The sequence below is a fragment of the Cellulomonas shaoxiangyii genome, assembly GCF_004798685.1.
GTDB lineage: Bacteria > Actinomycetota > Actinomycetes > Actinomycetales > Cellulomonadaceae > Cellulomonas > Cellulomonas shaoxiangyii.
Genome location: NZ_CP039291.1, coordinates 1,485,989 through 1,502,930 on the forward strand (window position 1 = coordinate 1,485,989; position 16,942 = coordinate 1,502,930).

25 protein-coding genes, 1 tRNA gene and 1 pseudogene are annotated in these 16,942 nt (G+C 72.1%); 10 read left to right on the forward strand and 17 right to left on the reverse strand.

From position 1 onward, the window contains the following. Positions 1-27 precede the first annotated feature (27 nt). A tRNA-Asn gene (locus E5225_RS06675) sits at positions 28-100 on the reverse strand. Positions 101-188: 88 nt separating this feature from the next. Beyond that, the gene (locus E5225_RS06680) at positions 189-710 is read right to left on the reverse strand and encodes a hypothetical protein (protein ID WP_135975134.1); all 522 of its coding nucleotides are present in this window, start codon (positions 708-710) and stop codon (positions 189-191) included. Positions 711-1,022: 312 nt separating this feature from the next. Between E5225_RS06680 and E5225_RS06690 the strand changes: the two genes are divergently transcribed. The 8 genes and pseudogenes from E5225_RS06690 to E5225_RS06715 all read left to right on the forward strand — a co-directional run bounded on the left by E5225_RS06690 (position 1,023) and on the right by E5225_RS06715 (position 4,213). Further along, complete coding sequence (locus tag E5225_RS06690; protein WP_135975132.1) at positions 1,023-2,288, forward strand: tyrosine-type recombinase/integrase; 1,266 nt, start codon at positions 1,023-1,025, stop codon at positions 2,286-2,288. Then, a pseudogene (locus E5225_RS06695) lies at positions 2,285-2,671 on the forward strand (DUF2637 domain-containing protein); the annotation flags it as partial. The gene E5225_RS06690 and the pseudogene E5225_RS06695, both read left to right, overlap by 4 nt. Before the next feature lie 75 nt (positions 2,672-2,746). Next, entirely contained in the window at positions 2,747-2,875 is a 129-nt protein-coding gene (locus tag E5225_RS18255; RefSeq protein ID WP_425267386.1) for a helix-turn-helix domain-containing protein, read from the forward strand. Between the two features lie 61 nt (positions 2,876-2,936). Next, positions 2,937-3,200 carry a hypothetical protein gene (locus E5225_RS06700; RefSeq protein ID WP_135974252.1) on the forward strand — a complete coding sequence of 88 codons (264 nt, stop codon included), beginning with the start codon at positions 2,937-2,939 and terminating at the stop codon, positions 3,198-3,200. Beyond that, the gene (locus tag E5225_RS06705; RefSeq protein WP_135974251.1) at positions 3,197-3,349 is read left to right on the forward strand and encodes a ribbon-helix-helix protein, CopG family; all 153 of its coding nucleotides are present in this window, start codon (positions 3,197-3,199) and stop codon (positions 3,347-3,349) included. Before E5225_RS06700 ends, E5225_RS06705 begins: the two co-directional genes overlap by 4 nt. Further along, on the forward strand, positions 3,346-3,804 hold the full coding sequence (locus tag E5225_RS06710; RefSeq protein WP_135974250.1) for a DUF6221 family protein: 459 nt from the start codon (positions 3,346-3,348) through the stop codon (positions 3,802-3,804). The genes E5225_RS06705 and E5225_RS06710 overlap by 4 nt, the downstream gene beginning before the upstream one ends. Next, positions 3,801-3,974, forward strand: coding sequence for a hypothetical protein (locus tag E5225_RS17450; protein WP_166436002.1), 174 nt, complete (start codon positions 3,801-3,803; stop codon positions 3,972-3,974). The genes E5225_RS06710 and E5225_RS17450 overlap by 4 nt, the downstream gene beginning before the upstream one ends. Next, entirely contained in the window at positions 3,971-4,213 is a 243-nt protein-coding gene (locus E5225_RS06715; protein ID WP_135974249.1) for an FHA domain-containing protein, read from the forward strand. Before E5225_RS17450 ends, E5225_RS06715 begins: the two co-directional genes overlap by 4 nt. Here E5225_RS06715 and E5225_RS06720 read toward each other — a convergent pair. From E5225_RS06720 to E5225_RS06750, 7 genes are all read right to left on the reverse strand, one after another. Next, positions 4,210-4,467 carry a hypothetical protein gene (locus E5225_RS06720; RefSeq protein WP_135974248.1) on the reverse strand — a complete coding sequence of 86 codons (258 nt, stop codon included), beginning with the start codon at positions 4,465-4,467 and terminating at the stop codon, positions 4,210-4,212. The two genes, E5225_RS06715 and E5225_RS06720, sit on opposite strands and share 4 nt — an antisense overlap. A gap of 83 nt (positions 4,468-4,550) precedes the next feature. Beyond that, positions 4,551-6,851 carry a BNR repeat-containing protein gene (locus tag E5225_RS06725; protein WP_135974247.1) on the reverse strand — a complete coding sequence of 767 codons (2,301 nt, stop codon included), beginning with the start codon at positions 6,849-6,851 and terminating at the stop codon, positions 4,551-4,553. A gap of 122 nt (positions 6,852-6,973) precedes the next feature. Next, positions 6,974-7,204, reverse strand: a complete 231-nt coding sequence (locus E5225_RS06730) for a hypothetical protein (protein WP_136225366.1) — start codon at positions 7,202-7,204, stop codon at positions 6,974-6,976. Between the two features lie 9 nt (positions 7,205-7,213). Then, a complete protein-coding gene (locus E5225_RS06735) occupies positions 7,214-7,870 on the reverse strand; it encodes a hypothetical protein (RefSeq protein WP_208012584.1) in 657 nt (218 codons plus the stop codon). Continuing rightward, a complete protein-coding gene (locus E5225_RS06740; RefSeq protein ID WP_135974246.1) occupies positions 7,870-8,247 on the reverse strand; it encodes a hypothetical protein in 378 nt (125 codons plus the stop codon). The genes E5225_RS06735 and E5225_RS06740 overlap by 1 nt, the downstream gene beginning before the upstream one ends. A gap of 107 nt (positions 8,248-8,354) precedes the next feature. Next, positions 8,355-9,167, reverse strand: coding sequence for a hypothetical protein (locus E5225_RS06745; RefSeq protein WP_135974245.1), 813 nt, complete (start codon positions 9,165-9,167; stop codon positions 8,355-8,357). Further along, entirely contained in the window at positions 9,167-10,018 is an 852-nt protein-coding gene (locus E5225_RS06750; RefSeq protein ID WP_135974244.1) for a hypothetical protein, read from the reverse strand. Before E5225_RS06750 ends, E5225_RS06745 begins: the two co-directional genes overlap by 1 nt. Before the next feature lie 268 nt (positions 10,019-10,286). On the opposite strand from E5225_RS06750, the gene E5225_RS17720 reads away from it, so the two are divergent. Then, on the forward strand, positions 10,287-10,691 hold the full coding sequence (locus E5225_RS17720; protein ID WP_208012583.1) for a hypothetical protein: 405 nt from the start codon (positions 10,287-10,289) through the stop codon (positions 10,689-10,691). Here the strand turns inward: E5225_RS17720 and E5225_RS06760 are convergent. The 4 genes from E5225_RS06760 to E5225_RS17725 are packed head-to-tail and all read right to left on the reverse strand — an operon-like array spanning position 10,688 to position 14,913. Then, complete coding sequence (locus tag E5225_RS06760; RefSeq protein WP_135974243.1) at positions 10,688-11,308, reverse strand: hypothetical protein; 621 nt, start codon at positions 11,306-11,308, stop codon at positions 10,688-10,690. The genes E5225_RS17720 and E5225_RS06760 overlap by 4 nt on opposite strands. Next, positions 11,308-12,465 (reverse strand): hypothetical protein, encoded by a 1,158-nt coding sequence (locus tag E5225_RS06765; RefSeq protein WP_135974242.1) that lies wholly within the window; start codon positions 12,463-12,465, stop codon positions 11,308-11,310. Before E5225_RS06765 ends, E5225_RS06760 begins: the two co-directional genes overlap by 1 nt. A 10-nt stretch (positions 12,466-12,475) precedes the next feature. After that, entirely contained in the window at positions 12,476-13,309 is an 834-nt protein-coding gene (locus E5225_RS06770) for a phage distal tail protein (protein ID WP_135974241.1), read from the reverse strand. 2 nt (positions 13,310-13,311) lie between these two features. Then, positions 13,312-14,913 (reverse strand): hypothetical protein, encoded by a 1,602-nt coding sequence (locus tag E5225_RS17725; RefSeq protein WP_135974240.1) that lies wholly within the window; start codon positions 14,911-14,913, stop codon positions 13,312-13,314. A gap of 54 nt (positions 14,914-14,967) precedes the next feature. On the opposite strand from E5225_RS17725, the gene E5225_RS06780 reads away from it, so the two are divergent. Then, on the forward strand, positions 14,968-15,243 hold the full coding sequence (locus E5225_RS06780; RefSeq protein ID WP_135974239.1) for a DUF4190 domain-containing protein: 276 nt from the start codon (positions 14,968-14,970) through the stop codon (positions 15,241-15,243). On the opposite strand, the gene E5225_RS18260 is transcribed toward E5225_RS06780, so the two are convergent. From E5225_RS18260 to E5225_RS06795, 4 genes are read right to left on the reverse strand one after another with little or no spacing between them, the layout of a single operon-like run. Beyond that, a complete protein-coding gene (locus E5225_RS18260) occupies positions 15,169-15,699 on the reverse strand; it encodes a DUF5361 domain-containing protein (protein ID WP_166436001.1) in 531 nt (176 codons plus the stop codon). The genes E5225_RS06780 and E5225_RS18260 overlap by 75 nt on opposite strands. Next, the gene (locus E5225_RS06785) at positions 15,642-15,962 is read right to left on the reverse strand and encodes a hypothetical protein (protein WP_135974238.1); all 321 of its coding nucleotides are present in this window, start codon (positions 15,960-15,962) and stop codon (positions 15,642-15,644) included. Before E5225_RS06785 ends, E5225_RS18260 begins: the two co-directional genes overlap by 58 nt. After that, positions 15,959-16,501: a phage tail tube protein gene (locus tag E5225_RS06790; RefSeq protein WP_135974237.1), complete on the reverse strand. Its 543-nt coding sequence runs from the start codon at positions 16,499-16,501 to the stop codon at positions 15,959-15,961. Before E5225_RS06790 ends, E5225_RS06785 begins: the two co-directional genes overlap by 4 nt. Positions 16,502-16,517: 16 nt before the next feature. Next, entirely contained in the window at positions 16,518-16,940 is a 423-nt protein-coding gene (locus E5225_RS06795) for a hypothetical protein (RefSeq protein ID WP_135974236.1), read from the reverse strand. Positions 16,941-16,942: the final 2 nt, after the last annotated feature.

The window sequence follows — 16,942 nt, forward strand, 5'->3', positions numbered from 1 at the left end:
GGGTGCAGGTCAGAGGCCCGGCGCTTGCTCCCTCGACTGGACTCGAACCAGTAACCGTCCGATTAACAGTCGGATGCTCTGCCAATTGAGCTACGAGGGATCGTGCGGGAAGAGACTCTAGCAGGCGCGGGCGGCCGGTCCGACCACGTGCGGCGGCGAGCAGCGCGTGACGTGCGCCGCGTCGACCCTCACGAGCCGAGCCCGACCTCGTCGCGCACCCGTGCCTCGGCCGCGGCCACGGCCCGCGCGGTCGCGGGGTCGCGCAGGTCGACGCGCGCGTCGCCGATCGCCTGCGTGAACAGGTCGCCGTCCTCGTCACGCCGCAGCGCCACGCGGACGCGCCCGCCCGTCGGCACCGTCACGTGCTCGACGTGGACGACCGACTGCTGCACGCGCTCGCGGAACGTCTGGGCCACGTCGCGCGCCGCCGGGTCGTCCGCGAGCGGCAGGTCGGTCCGCGCCCCGCTCACCCAGTGCACCGTGAGGGTGCGCGCCTCGGCGTCGAGCGTGCCGCGGTCGACGTCCGACCACGGCGCCCGCGCGACGGGCGCGTCGGGGTCCGCGTCGACGAGGTGGAGCGCACGCCGCGAGACGACGGCCCAGCGGCCGCCGTCGAGCGGGGCAGCGGCCAGCACCGCATCGTCCGGGAGGAGGTCGAGGCGCCGGCGGACGGCGTCGGGCAGGCGTCGACGGCGGGAGAACAGGGCCACGCGCCCACCGTACCGACCGTGCGCCGCCGCGGCCCGGACGCCGCACGTGCGCCGAGGCGACCGCGACCGGCGGGGCGCCCCGCGGCGCGGGCGTTCAGGGTGGGCCAGGTGGGGCTTGAACCCACGACCGACGGATTATGAGTCTGTCGATACGGTAGACTCGACCGTGATGGAATCCGCTAAAACCGCAGGTCAGAGCATTATGGCGCGTCCGAGCGGACCCGTATGGTTGCGCACGATAGGGCAACGGATAGGGCACAGTAGGGCCGGGGCTCAAGGCGGGCCGCGGGAGCAGGGGAGAGGAGGCGCCCGATGTCCTCACGCGTGAGGCGTGACAAGGGGTCCGGGTCGATCTACCAGCGGTCCTCGGACGGCCTGTGGGTCGGGTACGTGACGCTCCCTGACGGGCCGGACCGCAAGCGCCGGCGGAAGGTCATCACCGCCCGCGACCGCGCCACCGTCCAACGCAAGCTCCGGGACCTGCGCGCCGAGCTCGACCGCACGGGCGACCTGCCCACCGCGAGCCCCACCCTCGAGGCGTGGCTGACCCAGTGGCTCGACCGCATCGCCGCGCCCAGGCTCAAGCCGCGCACCCTCGACACCTACCGCGGCTACGTCGACCGCTACCTGGTGCCGACCATCGGGCGCATCCGGCTCGACAAGCTGACGGCGGCTCACGTGCGGAAGGTGCACGACGCCGTGACGGGTCAGGGCCTCTCGTCCACCACGGCGCTCCAGGCGCACCGCATCCTCGCCAAGGCGCTCACGGACGCGGTGCGCGAGGGGCGGGTCTCCCGCAACGTCGCGACCTTGACGGACGCACCTCGCAAGGCCGTGTCGACCCGGGGCGCACTGACCGCCGAGCAGGCGCGCACGCTGCTCGTGTCTGTGGCGGCCGACGACTACCAGGCTGCGGCGTGGTCCGTCGCGCTGCTCGGTGGGCTGCGGCAGGGGGAGCGGCTGGGCCTCACGTGGGACGCCGTGGACCTCGAGCGCGGCATGCTCACGATCTCGTGGCAGCTCCAGCGGCTCACCTGGTCCCACGGCTGCGGTGCCCGACGCAAGGACGAGACGTGGCCGTGCGGCAAGGTCCGCGGCGGCTCGTGCCCCAAGCGTGAGGTCCACATCCCCGCCGGCCAGGAGGCGGAGCAGGTCCACGGCGGGCTGTGGCTGACCCGGCCGAAGTCCCGCGCGGGGTGGCGTCAGGTGCCGATGGCGCCGCTGCTCGCCACGGTGCTGAGCACGTACATGGACGCTCACCCGGCAGGCATGGCGGGCCTGGTGTTCGCGGACCCCAAGACGGGTGTGCCGATGGACCCGAGCCGCGACACGGCCCTGTGGGACGCCGCGCTTCGTGCCGCTGGCCTGCCCGACGTCGCGCTGCACTCCGCCCGTCACACCACCGCCACGCTGCTGTACGAGCTGGGCGTGCCAGAGCGGACCCGCGTCCTCATCATGGGCCACTCGTCCGCGACGACGACGGCGGGCTACACGCACGTGGCTGACCCGCTCATGCGGGACGCGATGGACCGGCTCGGGGCGCTGCTGTCCCCGGCGCTGCTCGAGGGCGCGTCATGACCTCCCGCATCGACCCCGACACCCGCGCCGTCGTCGTCCTGACCGTCGCCCTCGTCGCCACCCTCGGCGCCGTCTCGTTCGCCGTCTCGTTCGCCGGCCTGGTCGCGGTCGCGGAGTGGGCCGAGTTGCCCCGGTGGCTGCGGTGGGCTGTCCCGGTGTTCGTGGACGGTGCGCTCCTGGCGTACACCCTGGCGATCCTGGTGCAGCGTGCCCGGGGTGAGTCCACCCGGTTCTCGTGGGCCGCGCTCGGGACGTTCACCCTCGTCTCGGTCGGCGCGAACGCGGCGCACGTCCTCGGCACGGGCGACGTCGCGGACTGGCGCACCCTCGTCGGCGCAGGGCTCGCAGCACTCGCGCCCCTCGGCGTCCTGGCCGCGACCCACACGGTGGCCGACCTGGCTATCGCGCGGCCCGGGGTGGTCCAGGTCCGGGACGAGCCGGGACAGGTGGTGGACCAGGTGGCCGAGGCGCGGCGGCTGCGGGAGGTCGAGGGCCTGTCGCATCGAGCCATCGCGGCGGCCCTCGGGGTGAGCAAGAGCACCGTGGCCCGGTGGGTGGGGCAGGGCGGGGCGGTCGAGGTGGCGTGACCTCTGGTGCGGTGTAGCGCCAGCGAGTAGACTGGCGCTACACCCAACGAGAGGCGAGACGATGGACTGGACGCGCGAGGTCATGAACGTCTTGCAGAGCGGTTACGGCGACGCGACGCAGACCGTGCTCGACAGGCAGGTGGCCGGCGAGATCGTGAGGCATCTCCGGTCATCTGGATGGGCAGCCCCAGATGAGGTGCGGGCGCTGGTCGCGTGCGCGGGCGGAGAGGTCACGCTGGACCAGCGTGTCATGGCCGACCCGCCGGGCGAGTTGTTCGTCACGGATGACCTCGCGACAGGGAGCCGCAAGGTCTTCGTCCGGTGAGCCCCAACCGCCCCGGCACCCCCACCACCACCTTCCGCCTCGACCCCGCCCTGCTGGCGGCGGCCAAGACCAAGGCCGCCGAGCGCGGCGAGACCCTGTCCGACGTGGTGCGGCGTGCGCTGCGGGAGTACGTGGAGGAGGAGCGATGAGCGACCTGGTGGAGTTCCTGCGGGCGCGGCTGGGGGAGGACGAGGCGGCGTTCACGCTCCCCGAGTGGCAGCCCGACGTCGGCGGCGACTGGACCCTCAGTGGAGACGGGTTCTTCGCGACCTACTGGCCCGACAACACGGTGTCGGCCAGCATCTATCGGGGCGACGACCAGGTGGCCACGTCAGGCATCGTTTCCCGGCGATCGCGTGCCGAGTGTCAGGCGTTTGCCGAGGGATGGATCCGTGAGCACACGCGCGTCCTCGCCGACATCGAGGCCAAGCGGCAGATCGTGCAGACCTATATCGCGACGCTCGCCCACGAGCAGCAGTTCCAGGGGCAAGGCACGGCTTCTGCGGTCGCCGATGGTGCTCGGGCGGTCGCAGAGGGCGTCGTCCGTCTGCTCGCCCTCCCGTATGCCGACCACCCCGAGTATCGGCCGGAGTGGGCGCCGTGAGCGATGCGCCCGATCACTACGCCGCCCTCGCAGCCGAGGACCGGGCCGTCGACCGCCGCATCTACGAGGCCAGCATGGAGAGCATGCGCCGCCTCGCCCGCAACGGTGACCTGAGCATCACGCCCGACGAACTCCCCGAGGGCAGTGCGTTCCGGAAGGGGGAGCGGTGAGCGCGTCCTACACCGTCGGCAGGAGCCCGCAGGCCGACATCCATGTCGATGACGAGTACGCCTCACCCCTGCACGCGCGGCTCTACCAGGACGACGCCGGGCAGGTGTGGGTCGAGGATCTGGCGTCGACCAACGGCACCTTCGTCAACGACGTCCGCGCGCCCCTCGGGACACCGGTGCGCGTCGGTCCTGGCGACACCGTGCGGGTGGGCCGAACCGCGCTGCCCTGGCGCCCCTAGCGCCGCCTCACATCCCCCACCCCCACCCACACCACCGCCGGCCACAGCCGCACGTCTCCCGTGTCCACGCGCACGAGCTCGCGCGTCCACTCCAGCGCCTCCCCGTCGACCCACTCCTCCCCACCGCGCTCGAACTCCAGGCGCACGGTCACGGGGATGGGGTGCTCGACGTCGGCGTGCGGGCCGGGTGGGACGTCGTGCGCGTTGAGGGCGCGTTGGGTGCCTTCGAGGGCGCCGCGGGTGTTGTCTGCCATGGGGACAGTGTGCGGGGACGACGAAAGCCCCCGCCCTCAGCCGGGGTGGCTGAGAGCGGGGGCTGTCGTGGTGCGGCTGGGTGTCAGATGATGATCGCGCCCAGGTCGAGAGATCGCCGGCCCACCGTGGCGGTGCCGGTGTCGACGGAGCCGACGAGCTGGATGTAGCCGACGGCCTCCGGGGTGTTGTCGTCATAGACCTCGACCGGCCGCCACGGTCCGTATCGCGGGCGCATCGTGGTCCCGGACGAGGCCGCCGTCAGGTCCCGGTCGATCGTCTCGCCCGTCGTCTCGTTGACCTGTCGCAGCCCGATGGTCGCGACCGTCCCGCCCGGGCGGCTATACCGGACGAACGCTCGCACGAGCAACATCCGCACCTGCGAATCCAGCATGGTGGGGATGAGCGGCAGGGACTGATCCTGGCCGATGGTCGTCGGCGTGGTCGCCGTGATGTTCTCGGTCGCGAAGCCGCCGCGCGAGGCGATGGTCGTCATGCGCGGCAGGCGAGCGGCGCCCTGCTCCAGCAGGCCGATCCGGGACAGGTCGATCACCAGGACCGCGCCCCACACGTGGTACCACAGGCGGTCGTCAAGAAACTCCTCCGCCTGTCCGTTGCTCTTGCCCGGGCACAGCAGGATCCGAAGCTCGTCACGCTCGTACAGCGCCTGGGTGTCGAACGACGGGCGGGCGTCCCCGAGCTCCAGTTCGGCGATCGCGAAGTCCGTGCCGTACAGGTCGTCGCCCGGCGTGAGGTCGATCATCCGCAGCGACCCGCGCCGGCCCTCTCGGCGGTATCGCCAGATCAGGTACGTGCGCCCCGACGCGGTCGTCACGACCGAGGTGTTCCCCAACGTCCCCTGCACGGTCGACCCGGTCATCTCGAGTCGGTAGGTCAGGTCGGTGACCTGCTCAGAGTGCCAGCCCGTGTCATCGAGCCACACGTGGTGGATCTGGGTGTAGCCATTGGCGTCGTACCGGAACGCGGCGGTGTGGACGCGGCCGGCGGCGTCGACCTCGCAGCCCATCGAGTTGAGCAGACCACCGTTCTCCGGGATGGCGACGCCGACCTCGGATGTGTCGAGCGTGATGGGCCCGACGTAGGCACTGTCGTCGCTCCTGCGCCATGTGACACCGGCGTCGTCGCTGTAGGCGTAGCAGATGTCGTGGTTGGTGTTGACGGCCGACGTCCTGCGCCAGCACCACGTCAGGTGCATGCGCCCGGGGTGCGCGCCACCTGCGCGCTCGACGGCCACGTGGTTGACGTAGGGCGACTGCCCCGACGCGGCTCCATCGATCACCTTCGCCACGCGCGTCCATGCGGCGCCGCCCCAGCGGTTCAGCACGTAGTCGCCGGAGCCGGACCCGCCCTGACGGAACCCGAACAGCAGCGCGCCGTCGACCTTGAAGAACGACGGGTAGGAGACCTCCGTCTCATCCCCGACCATCACCTCGACGGTCCATGCGGTGATGTCGCCCGGCGCCGCCGAGCGCACGTACCGGATCGGGGCCGAGTGCACGTTCCCGACCAGGTGCACGAACCCGGCTGCGTCGACCCCGATGTCCAGGCCGTTGTGCAGGTCGACCGTGAAGCCAAGCGGGTCGCCAGCCAGTGTTGTCAGGTCGAAGGTCTGCCACTCGTCACGCACCCGCTTGCCGATGATCGCGTGAGGGCGCGTGCCACCCGACCACCATGCGGCGTACTGCGTGCCGTCCGGTGCGGTGGTGACGTTGTCCATGCCCCACGAGACGCTGTTCTGCGTGGTCGCGCCCCAGAGGGTGCCGGGCAGGGGGTGGATGTCCACGAGCGGGCGTGCCGCCCGGGGTGCCGCCGCCCGGGCGAGCGTCAGTGCCTCGGCGGCCACGGTCGTCGCCCCGGCCAGCGCGGCAGCAGCGTCCTCGGCGGCCTTCTGCGCCGCGGCGACGATCGCGGACCAGGAGTCCGGGATGCTGACGACCTGCCCGGAGACGGTGCCGACGGGGACCGTCTTGTCCAGGTCCAGCGTGGACCCGTCGCCCCCAGGCAGGACGAACGGGCCCACCTCCACCGGGGGGATGCCCAGAGTGCGCCCGTCCGCGTCCCGGAAGGACAGCAGCGCGCGGTACGTGTGCGTGTGAGAGCCGGGCGCGGACACGTCGATGAGAGCACCCGTGCGCCCGTCACGCCAGCCAGGGACGTCGGTGCGCGGCAGGACGACCGTCGCCTCGGTGCCCGGCTCGGACAGCACCTCCGCAGGCTCGGACTCGAACCGGTACCCCGTCTCGTCCCACACCAGGGAGCGCGTCGAGGTGACCTTGAGGGAGATGCGGAGGCTCTTCGCCGCCTCCACGGTCATCGCGCCGCCGACGGACACGGCCCGCGTCAGGACGTACGGGGGGTAGGCCATCACCACTCCAGGGGGATCAGCAGCACGGGCAGGGGTCACAGCACTCCGCCGCGGCGAGCGGGGACGTGCACGTGCACCCGCAGCGGGGGCACGGCGTCAGCAGCGGGCGGGGGTCGGTCATGTCACCGGGTGGGGCGGTACGCGACGCCCAGGGCCCCGGTCAGGAACAGCAGCGCTCCGTTGATGACGCCGACCGCCTGGCCCGTGTTCTCCGCCTGCTCGGGGAGGTAGATCGCGACGAGGCCCGACGCGAGCAGGCCCAGGAAGCCGACCGTGAGGGCGACGTAGTAGATGAGCGTGCGCAGGCCAGCGGGGACGGCGGGCTGCTCGGGGGTGGGGGTGACGTGGGACATGGGGACTCCTCAGGGTGTGGTGCACAGGGCGACGGTGCGCCACTGCTGCGAGAGCAGGTCATCGGGCGTGGCGCGCGTGTCGACGGCGAGCGTCGTGAGCGTCGTGCCGTCGGGGCAGGTGGGACCGGGCGGACCAGCAGGGCCGTCGGTGCCGGGCGGACCGACCTCGCCAGCAGGCCCAGCGGCGCCAGGCTCACCCGCTGGCCCTTGGGGGCCAGGCGGACCGGGTGCCCCCGTGGGGCCCGTTGCGCCGGCCGGACCGGGAGGGCCGCCAGCGCCGCGCTCACCGGGGGAGCTGGCGGCGCCACTCGGACCCGGGGGACCGGCCGGGCCAGGCTCACCCGCAGGCCCGGGTGGGCCCTCTGTGCCACGGGCGCCGCTGCTGCCAGGCTCGCCACGGTCACCGCGCGCCGGCGTGGGGAGCACGTTGGGTGCGGGCGTGTCGGGCTTCACGCCCTGCTCGACCGCCTGCTCGTACAGCTCGGCGTACCGACGCGACGACTCCGCGACGGCGGCCTCGAGCGTGTCGATCGCCGTGGCCTGGTCGGCGCGCTCACCATCGCCGCGCGCCTGGTTGTTCAGCACGAACAGGACTGCCGCGGCGAGGGCCACGAGGAACACCCCGAACGCGACCGTGCGGGCCGCCTTCTGGACCTTGATGCCCATCAGCCGCCGCCACCTCTCGAGATGATCCAGCCGATGACGGCGACGAGGATGGTCAGGCCGCTGGACCCGCCCCACTTCACCCACGCGGAGACCTTGTCGAACTGCCGCTCGAGGCGGGCCACGTCTTCCTTGCGGGCGTCCCGCTCGGTCTTGATCTGCGTGTCGCGGATGCTCGACTCAGCTGCGATCATCGCCAGCCGCTCCGTCTTGGCCTTCTCGTCCGCCACCTCGCGTGTGCGCCGCTCGTCCGCGACCTCCGTGCTGATGCGCTCGAACGTCTCGCGCACCGACACCTGGAACTCACGCAACGTCTCCCGGGTGACTGAGTTGTCGCGGATCTGCCGCACGTCGTCACGGACCTCGCGCAGGGTCCGCATGAGTTCCCACGATGTGGGCTCCGCCTCGCCGTTAGCCATCCGTCCCCCTGCCTAGCGAGCGTGCGCGGCAACCCGGCGGGTGCGCTCGTGCTTGCGGCCTCCGGGCATCAGCTCGCGAGCCGCGCGTGCAGCGCGTCCACGACCTCGCGCGCCAGGTCCGGGCCGAGCTCGCCGGCCAGCGCATCGGCCAGCGCGCCGACGTCGACCGGGCCGTCGCCGCCGATCCCCGCCCCCTGGAGCGCCTGGACCAGACGGCCCGTGTCACCCGCCCCGGAAACGCCCTCGGAGCGCAGGACCTTCGTCGTCTCCTGGGACACGATCGTGCGCATGGGCCCGTCGAGCCGGCCAAGGTCCGCAGCGCCCGAGACGCCCTCGGAGCGCAGGGCGCCCGTCACGGCGTCGATGACGTCCTGGATGCTCGCCATGATGTCCTCCTCCTGGATGCCCGGGATCGGGCGCGTGTCGATGCTGGGCAGGCTCGGCAGCCCAGGCCCCGAGCTGGTGGACAGCGAGCGGGCGATGCTCCACGGGCGCGCGTCGCGGTCCCACGTGACGCCCCGCCGTACGGACACGTGCACGTGCTGGGAGTGGGCGTTCGGCCCCGTGTACGGCTGCCAGCCGCCGCGAGCGAAGGCGGCCGGGTTCTGCCAGATGCGGCCCTCGTAGATCACGTAGGCCACACGGGGGTCGCGGATGATCTGCGCGACGAGTCCCGACGCCTCACCGCCCGGCGTCAGGTTCTCGTCGATGTCGATCGCGCGGACGATGCCGCCCGCCGACCGGTCGGGGTTGTGGTCCGATGGGCGCGCCTGGTGCGACGTGTCGCCGATCCATCCGTCCGACGTGCGGTCGCGGCCAGGCCAGAGCGCGTCCACGTCGGCGCGCAGGCGCACGAGTGCGGGGGAGAGGTGGTAGGCCATCAGGACACCGGGCCCAGGTCGGTGACCGTGAGCTGGCACGTCTTGGCGGTGTCGTACCCCGCCGAGGCGCTGCCGCTCGCGGACACGACATCGAACTTGTGAGCGCCCGGCTGGACAGTCGCGGTGAACTCGAAGGCCACGGTGCGCCGGTCGCCGTACCCGTTGCCGTACGGGATCTGCGTCTCGGCGACCACCGCGTCGTTCTGGCGCAGGAACAGGGTGTAGTTCCCCGCGTTGGCGCCGTTGAACAGCCAGCCCGTCACCTGCACCCGCACCGCGTGCGCCTGCTTGCCGGGCACCACGAACCCCGGCACCTGGGCATTGAGGATCTGGCCGGTGCCAATGCCGGTGGCCGTGAACGCTGCCACGGCCGTGCGGCCCGTGCCGATCGGCGCGAACGACGACCCCACCCCGCGGTAGAGATCCCCTAGCAGGGAGACGAAGACTGGCGCGTCGGCGGTCCCGTAGGTCACCGCGTCACGCTCGGCCGTCGTCCGGACCGGGACGATGCCACCCGCCGCCACAGCGACGGGTGCGCGCCACGTCACCGTGGGGTTCCCGCCGCCCGCGGCCGGGACGTTGATCTCCGCGAGGAGCATGGACCGGGCAGGCGTGGCGGGCGCGACAGGAGTGGCCGCCGCCGTGCCCGCGAGGTACTTCGGGGTGACGCCCGGGGTCGTGCCGCCCGTGCCCTCGGCGGGGTCGACGAGCTCGACGTAGACGATGTCCCGCCGTGGGTTCGACGCGTTCGCCGCCGTGACGGTGCCGGTGACGTTCGCGTCGATCGCGTACCCGTAGGGCCCGGACTCCGCAGCGGGCAGGACGTCGAGCACGCCGGCATGGGGGCGCACCGTCCACACCGTCGCCGTCGCCGTGACAGTCGTTTCGGGCGTCCCCGGGCGCACACCGGAACGCGCGCCGAGAGGACGGGTGGCCGTTGCGCCGGCCAGGAGCGGGGCCATCTGCGTCTGCCGCAGGGCACGCCCGCTGTACGACGGGGCGCCGCTCACGGCATCGACCGGCCAGACGCGGTTGACCATGGGTGAAGTCCTCTCTGCAGGCGGGTGAAGCGCCCGCCGATCCGGGGCCGTGTGGTAGGTGGGCGATACGCTTCGGCCCATGCAGATCAAGGGGGCCGTCATCGGGGCCGTATCGACACTCGTAGTCGTCGCAGGTGGGTTCGGCGTCGCAGCCATCGCCAACGCGGACGAGCCGACGCCCGTCGTCGAGGTCACGCCGAGCGCGACGCCGACTCAGACGCCGACCCCCACGCCGACCGTGACGCCCACCCCGGAGGCTGTTGTGACCCCCGCGCCCGAGCCCGAGCCCGTCGTCGAGCCGGCCCCCGTGGTCGAGCCCGAGGTCGTCGCGCCCGCGCCTGAGCCTGCGGCCCCGGCGCCTGTGGCGCCCGAGCCCGCGCCGGCACCGGAGGTGCCCGAGGGTTACGTCGTCGTGCCCGAGGGGCAGGGCGTCGAGAACCCCGAGCCCGGTGTCAAGTACGTCCCGCACGACTGGGCGGACTAGCCGGTCACCTGCACCGTCACGTAGGGGCGCCGGAAGTTGACCGACGCACCCACCGTTGACGCGCCCCAGGCCCGCATCTTGCCGATGACCGTGTACGTCCCCGGCGTCACCGTGAACGCCTGCTGGGTCATGAGCGGCGTCCCCACGCCCGCATCCGGCGAGGTCAGGTACGACCGGGACGAGAAGTCGCCGTAGGCCGCGACACCCGCGATGGCGAACGTCGCCTCCGCGTTGACGGCGGCACCCCCCGCGTTCATCGACGCCTCGCCACAGCCCACCGTGACGACGAGCCGACCCGTCGGGACCTCGACGGTGAGGGCGATGTCAGGCCCGTACTCGTGCCAGGCGCCGTCGTTCGGGATCGGGCCCGTGTTGAACGTCGGGGTCGACGCCGTGACGGTGACCCGCGCAGCAAGGTTGGCGGTCTGCTCGACGAGCTCGGCCTGCTGCGCCGCGAGTGCCTCCTGCGCCGCCTGGAGCTCCTCGATCAGCGGCCCCACAGCCTTCATCACGGCGGGCAACATCTCCCGCTGCGTGCGCTCGATGTCCTCCATGCGTCGCAGCTGGCCGGCCTCGCCCGGGGGGACGAGGTTGGCGAGCGTTCCCGGGTGCGGCATCAGTCCTCCATCTCGAGGATCGGCGCCACGGTGGGCACGCCCGTCAGGTCGATCTCCCAGCCGATGCAGCGCGCCACGCCCATCAGCCCACCGGGGAAGGCCGGGATGTTGTACTTCTCGACGTCCTCGGGCTGGGCGGGGAAGGTCGCGGGGCCAGGGAACGCGCCGCCGCCAGGGAACAGGCCGACTCGCTCGGTCCACACGTCGCCCACGCGGTAGCCGATGTCGTCGCCGATCCACCAGTCACGCCCCAGGCGCGGGGCCTGGTCGATGACCGCCGCGAGGGACAGGGTGCGAGCGCCGTCGGCCATGAGCGCCAACGCCTCGGCGGCGTGGGACGTCAGGGTCGACACCTCGGTGATCGACGTGGACGGGGTGAACCGGAACTCGAACGGGGGCCGCTCGGACTGCGCGGCGATCTGCCGCGGCGACTGGGGGCGCTCACCGACGGAGCCCGACGAGACGGCCATGACGTCGGTCGCGCCCTTGCCAGCGCCGTAGTCCTCGACGAGCTCCAGCTGGACCACGGGGCCGGGCGCCTCGAACGTCGCCGCAGGGCCCAGGTCGGGCGGCACAGGGGAACCGATGCGGTCGGCGACGTGCAGCACCGGGACCAGGCGCTCCGGGTCGTGGCGCCATGCCCACCGGACCGTGAACTCCGGGCCGTCCTCCACGCCCGACAGCTCGGTGAGCACCGACAGGAGCGTCTTGTCGGACTCGTTGGCGTAGGCGCGATCCCGGGTGACGACGGACGGGGCGACCTCGACCTCGATGGGGAAGTCCGTCGCGAACTCCTCCACCAGCAGCCGCACGATCTGCGTCTGCGACGCGCCCGTGAAGGTGCGGTCGCGCACGTAGCGGCGGTCCAGGTACGCCTCGATCGTCGCGAGCGAGAGGTCCACCGTGTCGCCCAGCGTGCGCGTGCGGCGCGTGACCAGCCCGCCCCACGACGGCTCGTCGTCGTCCAGCAGCACGAGGAACGCACCACCGGGCAGCGTTGCGCGCGCCCACCCCTCCGGCGCCGTGGGCACCGGGAGGCTGGCCGCGGCACTCGTGTACGCGCCCAGGACCACGCCCACGCGCTCGCACGACAGGTCCGGCATCTCGGCCAGCACCTTGCCGGTGCGCGCGTCGGCCGCGACCCACGAGAGCGCCATCAGGTGCTCCTCACTGCCACGCGGGCGTCGCGGTCACGGTCAGCTTGGATCCCGGGTCGTAGCCGGCCGCGGTGAACGCCCACGTGTTCTCGCCCGGCTCGAACGCGCTCCACCCCCGGGCGGTAACCCACCCGTTGCGGGACGCCTGCCCGTTCGCGAGCACCTCGCGGCGCTCCATGTCCACGTCGATCCACTCGCCCGCGCCCAGCACGATCGAGGACGAGAACACCAGCGACCGGCCGCTGTTCACGTGCGTCACGACCGGGCCCTGCACCGGGCCGTCGATGCGCAGTCGCACCGTGCCGGCGATGTTGCCCGGGTTCGTGAGCGACACCTGACCGGTCACCGTCACGGCGTTGATCGTGAACGGGACGGTGAGCGGGACCGTGAGGCCGCCGGCGGTCGAGGGCAGGGCGGTGGACTCGACGAGGGCGTCACCGAAGCGGCGGGGGTCGGTGGCGACGAGCTGGACGGAGTAGCGAACCGCCTTGTCGCCAAGCCACTTCGCCAGGATCACGTCCTGGCGGCGCACCCCGGCCCACAGCGACTCGCCCGCGTCGTTCACGGCCAGAGTCGTGGACGCGAGCGACGCGGCCTCGTTCAGCCGTTGCAGCGCCCGCCGTGCCGCGCCCCGGTCGGGGGCCATGAGCACACCACCGACAGCGACGCTGCGCGCGGGAAGGTACGCGTCCCCGGCCCATGCGCCATGAGCACGCGGGCGTTGCACCACCTGGATCGTCGACCCGGGCGAGCCGTCCCAGCCCTCGATGTCCTCGACGACCCACTCGACGCCCTCGGCATCCACCCCGTCCAGAGGCAGCGCGCCCAGCGTGACAGCACTCATGCTCACACCCCTAGGAGTAGCTGCCGGCGGGCGACCGAGAGAGAAGCCGCCCCGGGGTCGTCGGCGCCGTAGATGTTGAACGTCTGGGTGGTGCCGCCCCCGCTTGGGGCGGTCGGCAGCGCCGCGAGCTGGCGCTGGTTGTAGATGCGCCCGGCCTGAGTCGGCACGAACAGCTCCGGCTCCCGCTCGCCCACGATGTACGGACGCCCGGCCGCGACTGGGCCGCCAGCCGCGCGGAACACCGCCCCCGTCGAGGTCTGGTAGGACCCGTCCGACAGGATCTTGGTGGCGTTGCCCTTGGCGTCGAGGAAGACCGTCGCCCGCTTGCCGTCGAGGTTCTGCACGGCCTCGCGCAGGGACGTGACGGCATCGCGGCCAGCGGAGAACGCATCGCGCGTGTCGCGCGCGTCATCCTCGAGCAGCCCTAGGGCCACATCCGCGGTCGTCTGCGTCGACTTCAGATCCACGGCGAGGCCGTCGAGCTTGTCCCCGACGCCGGGGATCCAGCCGAACGCCGTATCGGCCGCGAGGACGACGCCGAGCGCGAAGTTGAAGAACCCGTTCGACAGGCCCCGGAGCATGCCGTACATGAAGACGTTCAGCGACGCGCCACCCTCGGCCATCGCGAGGAACGCGCCAAGGATGCCGAGGGATGCATCCGCGATCGCGATGCCAGTGTTGTAGACGGCGTCCTTGTTCGCGGTGAACCAGTCGGCGAGCTGCTGGAGGATCGGGATGCCCTGGTCTCGAAACACGCCCAGGAGGTCGGTGACTACGGGCATCAGGGCGGTGCCGATCTCGGTCTTCATGTTCTCGAGCTCGGCCGTGAGGCGCTGCTGTGCGCCGGCGAGCGTGCCCGACTCGCGAGCGAACGCACCCTGGGCGTCGGCGGTCTGCTGCGTCAGCAGGGCCAGCGTCGCCTGCATGTTCGCGTTGCGGTCCGCCTCGCCCGTCAGGTCGGACAGGCCCATCTCGGCCTTCTTGGCCTGGATCGACGCGTCGTTGATCGACACGCCGTAGCGCTCGATCGGGTCGCGCTCTCCACGGAGCAGCGACGACAGCGCCGACACGGCCTCGGACGTCGACCCGCCGAACTGGGCAGCGAGGTCCGCGCCGAGCTCGACGAGATCGTTCGTCTTGACCGCGACCTCACCGAGCGGGACGCCCATGTTCTTGAGCTGGGCGCCGATGACCGTCGCGAGCTCGTTGTACTCAGCCTGCGCCAGGCCGACGCCGTCAGCAGCGCCCTTCGCCCACTCGTGGATCGTGTCGGCGGACTCCTTGAAGACCGCATCCACGCCGCCGATCGACTGCTCGAGGCCCGACGCGGAGCCGATCGCGTCCGCAAGGAACGAGCCCACGGCCTGCGTGATCTGCGCCGCGCCCGCGACCGCGAACGAGGCCGCCATCGCGCCGGCCAGTGCCGCACCCGCGGCGACAAACGAGCGCTTGCCGGACTTGCCAGCCTCGTCGCCCATCGTCTCGCCGCCGCGGCGGCCGGCGTCGACGAACGTCCCATCGATGCCCTTGCCGAGCGTGGCCGCGAAGCCCTTGGTGGACGGGATGATGCTCAGGTACGCACTACCGACCTCGGACCCGGCCATTCCACCCCCTCGTGTGTCTTGTGACGGTGAGCGGGCGCGGGCGACACTTCGCGGATGACCTACCCGCAGCAGCAGCGGCCCGCGCCGGTGTACTACCGACCCGTGCCGTTCTCCGGCCTCGCCATCGCAGGATTCGTGCTGTCCCTGCTGTGGGGGTTCGGGTTCCTATCCCTCATCGGGGCCGCACTTGCGGCGGCAGGCATCCGCGAGACGAAGCGCACCGGCAAGCGCGGGCGGGGCCTGGCCGAGTGGGGCCTAGGACTCGGCATCCTCGGTTCGCTGTGGCTCGTCTACCTGGTCGGCACCTGGGTCATCGGGACGACCACCTGAGCGACCGGCCATCTCCGCCAGGCGGCGCCTGGCGACTCGCGGATCGACGGGTGCCGGCGCCTCGGGCTTCTCGAAGCCCGGGCGAGGGAGTGGCTCGGGGATGTTGCGCCCCTCGTGCCCGTCCTCGGTGTTCTGCCACGCCAGGATCCGCAGCCCGTCGACGACCGCTGCCAGGAGGTCACGGTCGGGCGTCCAGAAGTCGTCCGGCGGCGGCACTGGCTTGCCTGTTCCCTTGGGCCGGTCGCGGCGGATCTGGCGCCACTGGGCTGTCCCGTCGAGCGGGAGGTTGCGCAGCAGCGAGCCCAGTCGGCGCAGGCTCAGGCGGCCCGTGAAGACGTCCCCGAGCGACAGCCCGTAGTGCGCCTGCAGATCCGCGTCGATCGCCTCGCCGCGAGCGTTCAGCTCGGCGACGAGGCTCCGGATTCCCCCGGCTCCATCCCGGCGTGTGCGAGCCACATGGCCGTGAGTGTGGCGATCTGGTCGGGGTGCTTGCCGACGACGAGCGAGGCGGCCTCACGACCGGCGGGCTTCCACCCGCCCTTGGCGTGAACCTCCGCGACCTCGTTGAGGACGATGTGCACCCGGCCCGAGTCGACCGCGATCTGCTGGCCGAGCGTGAGGTCCGAGATGTGCGGCACGCGCCACCGCTTCCCGCCGGCGGTGAACTCCCAGGGCGTGCCCTTGGTCTCGTGCTCGACGGCGTCGAGGTTGAACGTCACGGCGCCTCGATCCAGCGGGTGTTGTAGACGTCGGCCTCGCCGTAGACGGTGATCGTCACGCCGTAGCCGGTGACGTTGCCGTAGGTCGTCGCGCGGTCGTCCATGCCGGTGACCTCGCCGTCGAACACCACACGCTCGACCTCGGTGTCGCTGACGACCTTGTCGACCACGAACACGCGACGGCCGTTCGCACGGCCCGGGTTCCAGGTGACGTGCCCGGTGGTCGTGTTGACCGGCTCGCCGTAGAACAGCGAGGCGTTCTCCGGGCTGTTCTGGATGAGGACGAGCTGGAACGTGCCCGTGCCCTCCGTCACGACGTCGGCGACGAGCGTGTTGTGCTGGAACGCGCGCACCTGGTTGGTGGACCGCGCCGAGCCCTGCGTGAGGCCGTCGGACGACCAGAAGCCGTGCCCGACGAAGGCCGGGGCGGGCGCCACCGTGGCGGATGTGGGCTTGGTGGTCCCGGCCGGAGCCGAGTAGAGCGCGCCAGTGACGGCGATGTCGACCTCGTTGAGGTCCAGGCCAGCGTCGACGGACATGGTCGATCTCCTCAGATCAGGTGAGCGGGGTACCCGTGACCACGAGGTCCACGGACAGGTAGCGGTGCGGCTTGGCGGATGCCTCGGCCACGGGGTACGGGCCACTGGTGGACAGGTGCGCCTTGACCGGGCCGTAGCCCGCGGCGTCCTCCAGGAGGGCCGTGACGAGGCGCGCGAGGTTGGAGCAGTCGGCCGGATTCTTGGCTGCGCCCGCCCAGATGTTCACGCCCAGGGACGCGGTCTTGGTCGCATCGCTGCGCCCGCCACCGTCGTCGCGGACCGTGATGAGCCGCGCCGGCATCGTGTCCGGGACGACGTTGCGGACCGCGACGCCCTGGGCGAAGGGCTCGGGTCGGGTGGCGAGGCGGGCCTTGAGGTAGTCGATGGCCCAGAGCTCGAGGTCGGGCCAGATGATCGCGGGCCACATCACTGACGGCATGG

Coding starts and splice junctions, on each gene's coding strand:
- E5225_RS06690 (WP_135975132.1), top strand. CDS start 1,023: ATGTCCTCACGCGTGAGGCGTGACAAGGGGTCCGGGTCGATCTACCAG.
- E5225_RS06700 (WP_135974252.1), top strand. CDS start 2,937: ATGGACTGGACGCGCGAGGTCATGAACGTCTTGCAGAGCGGTTACGGC.
- E5225_RS06710 (WP_135974250.1), top strand. CDS start 3,346: ATGAGCGACCTGGTGGAGTTCCTGCGGGCGCGGCTGGGGGAGGACGAG.
- E5225_RS06720 (WP_135974248.1), bottom strand. CDS start 4,467: ATGGCAGACAACACCCGCGGCGCCCTCGAAGGCACCCAACGCGCCCTC.
- E5225_RS06725 (WP_135974247.1), bottom strand. CDS start 6,851: ATGGCCTACCCCCCGTACGTCCTGACGCGGGCCGTGTCCGTCGGCGGC.
- E5225_RS06730 (WP_136225366.1), bottom strand. CDS start 7,204: ATGTCCCACGTCACCCCCACCCCCGAGCAGCCCGCCGTCCCCGCTGGC.
- E5225_RS06735 (WP_208012584.1), bottom strand. CDS start 7,870: ATGGGCATCAAGGTCCAGAAGGCGGCCCGCACGGTCGCGTTCGGGGTG.
- E5225_RS06740 (WP_135974246.1), bottom strand. CDS start 8,247: ATGCGGACCCTGCGCGAGGTCCGTGACGACGTGCGGCAGATCCGCGAC.
- E5225_RS06745 (WP_135974245.1), bottom strand. CDS start 9,167: ATGGCCTACCACCTCTCCCCCGCACTCGTGCGCCTGCGCGCCGACGTG.
- E5225_RS17720 (WP_208012583.1), top strand. CDS start 10,287: ATGCAGATCAAGGGGGCCGTCATCGGGGCCGTATCGACACTCGTAGTC.
- E5225_RS06760 (WP_135974243.1), bottom strand. CDS start 11,308: ATGCCGCACCCGGGAACGCTCGCCAACCTCGTCCCCCCGGGCGAGGCC.
- E5225_RS06765 (WP_135974242.1), bottom strand. CDS start 12,465: ATGGCGCTCTCGTGGGTCGCGGCCGACGCGCGCACCGGCAAGGTGCTG.
- E5225_RS06770 (WP_135974241.1), bottom strand. CDS start 13,309: ATGAGTGCTGTCACGCTGGGCGCGCTGCCTCTGGACGGGGTGGATGCC.
- E5225_RS17725 (WP_135974240.1), bottom strand. CDS start 14,913: ATGGCCGGGTCCGAGGTCGGTAGTGCGTACCTGAGCATCATCCCGTCC.
- E5225_RS06780 (WP_135974239.1), top strand. CDS start 14,968: ATGACCTACCCGCAGCAGCAGCGGCCCGCGCCGGTGTACTACCGACCC.
- E5225_RS06790 (WP_135974237.1), bottom strand. CDS start 16,501: ATGTCCGTCGACGCTGGCCTGGACCTCAACGAGGTCGACATCGCCGTC.
- E5225_RS06795 (WP_135974236.1), bottom strand. CDS start 16,940: ATGCCGTCAGTGATGTGGCCCGCGATCATCTGGCCCGACCTCGAGCTC.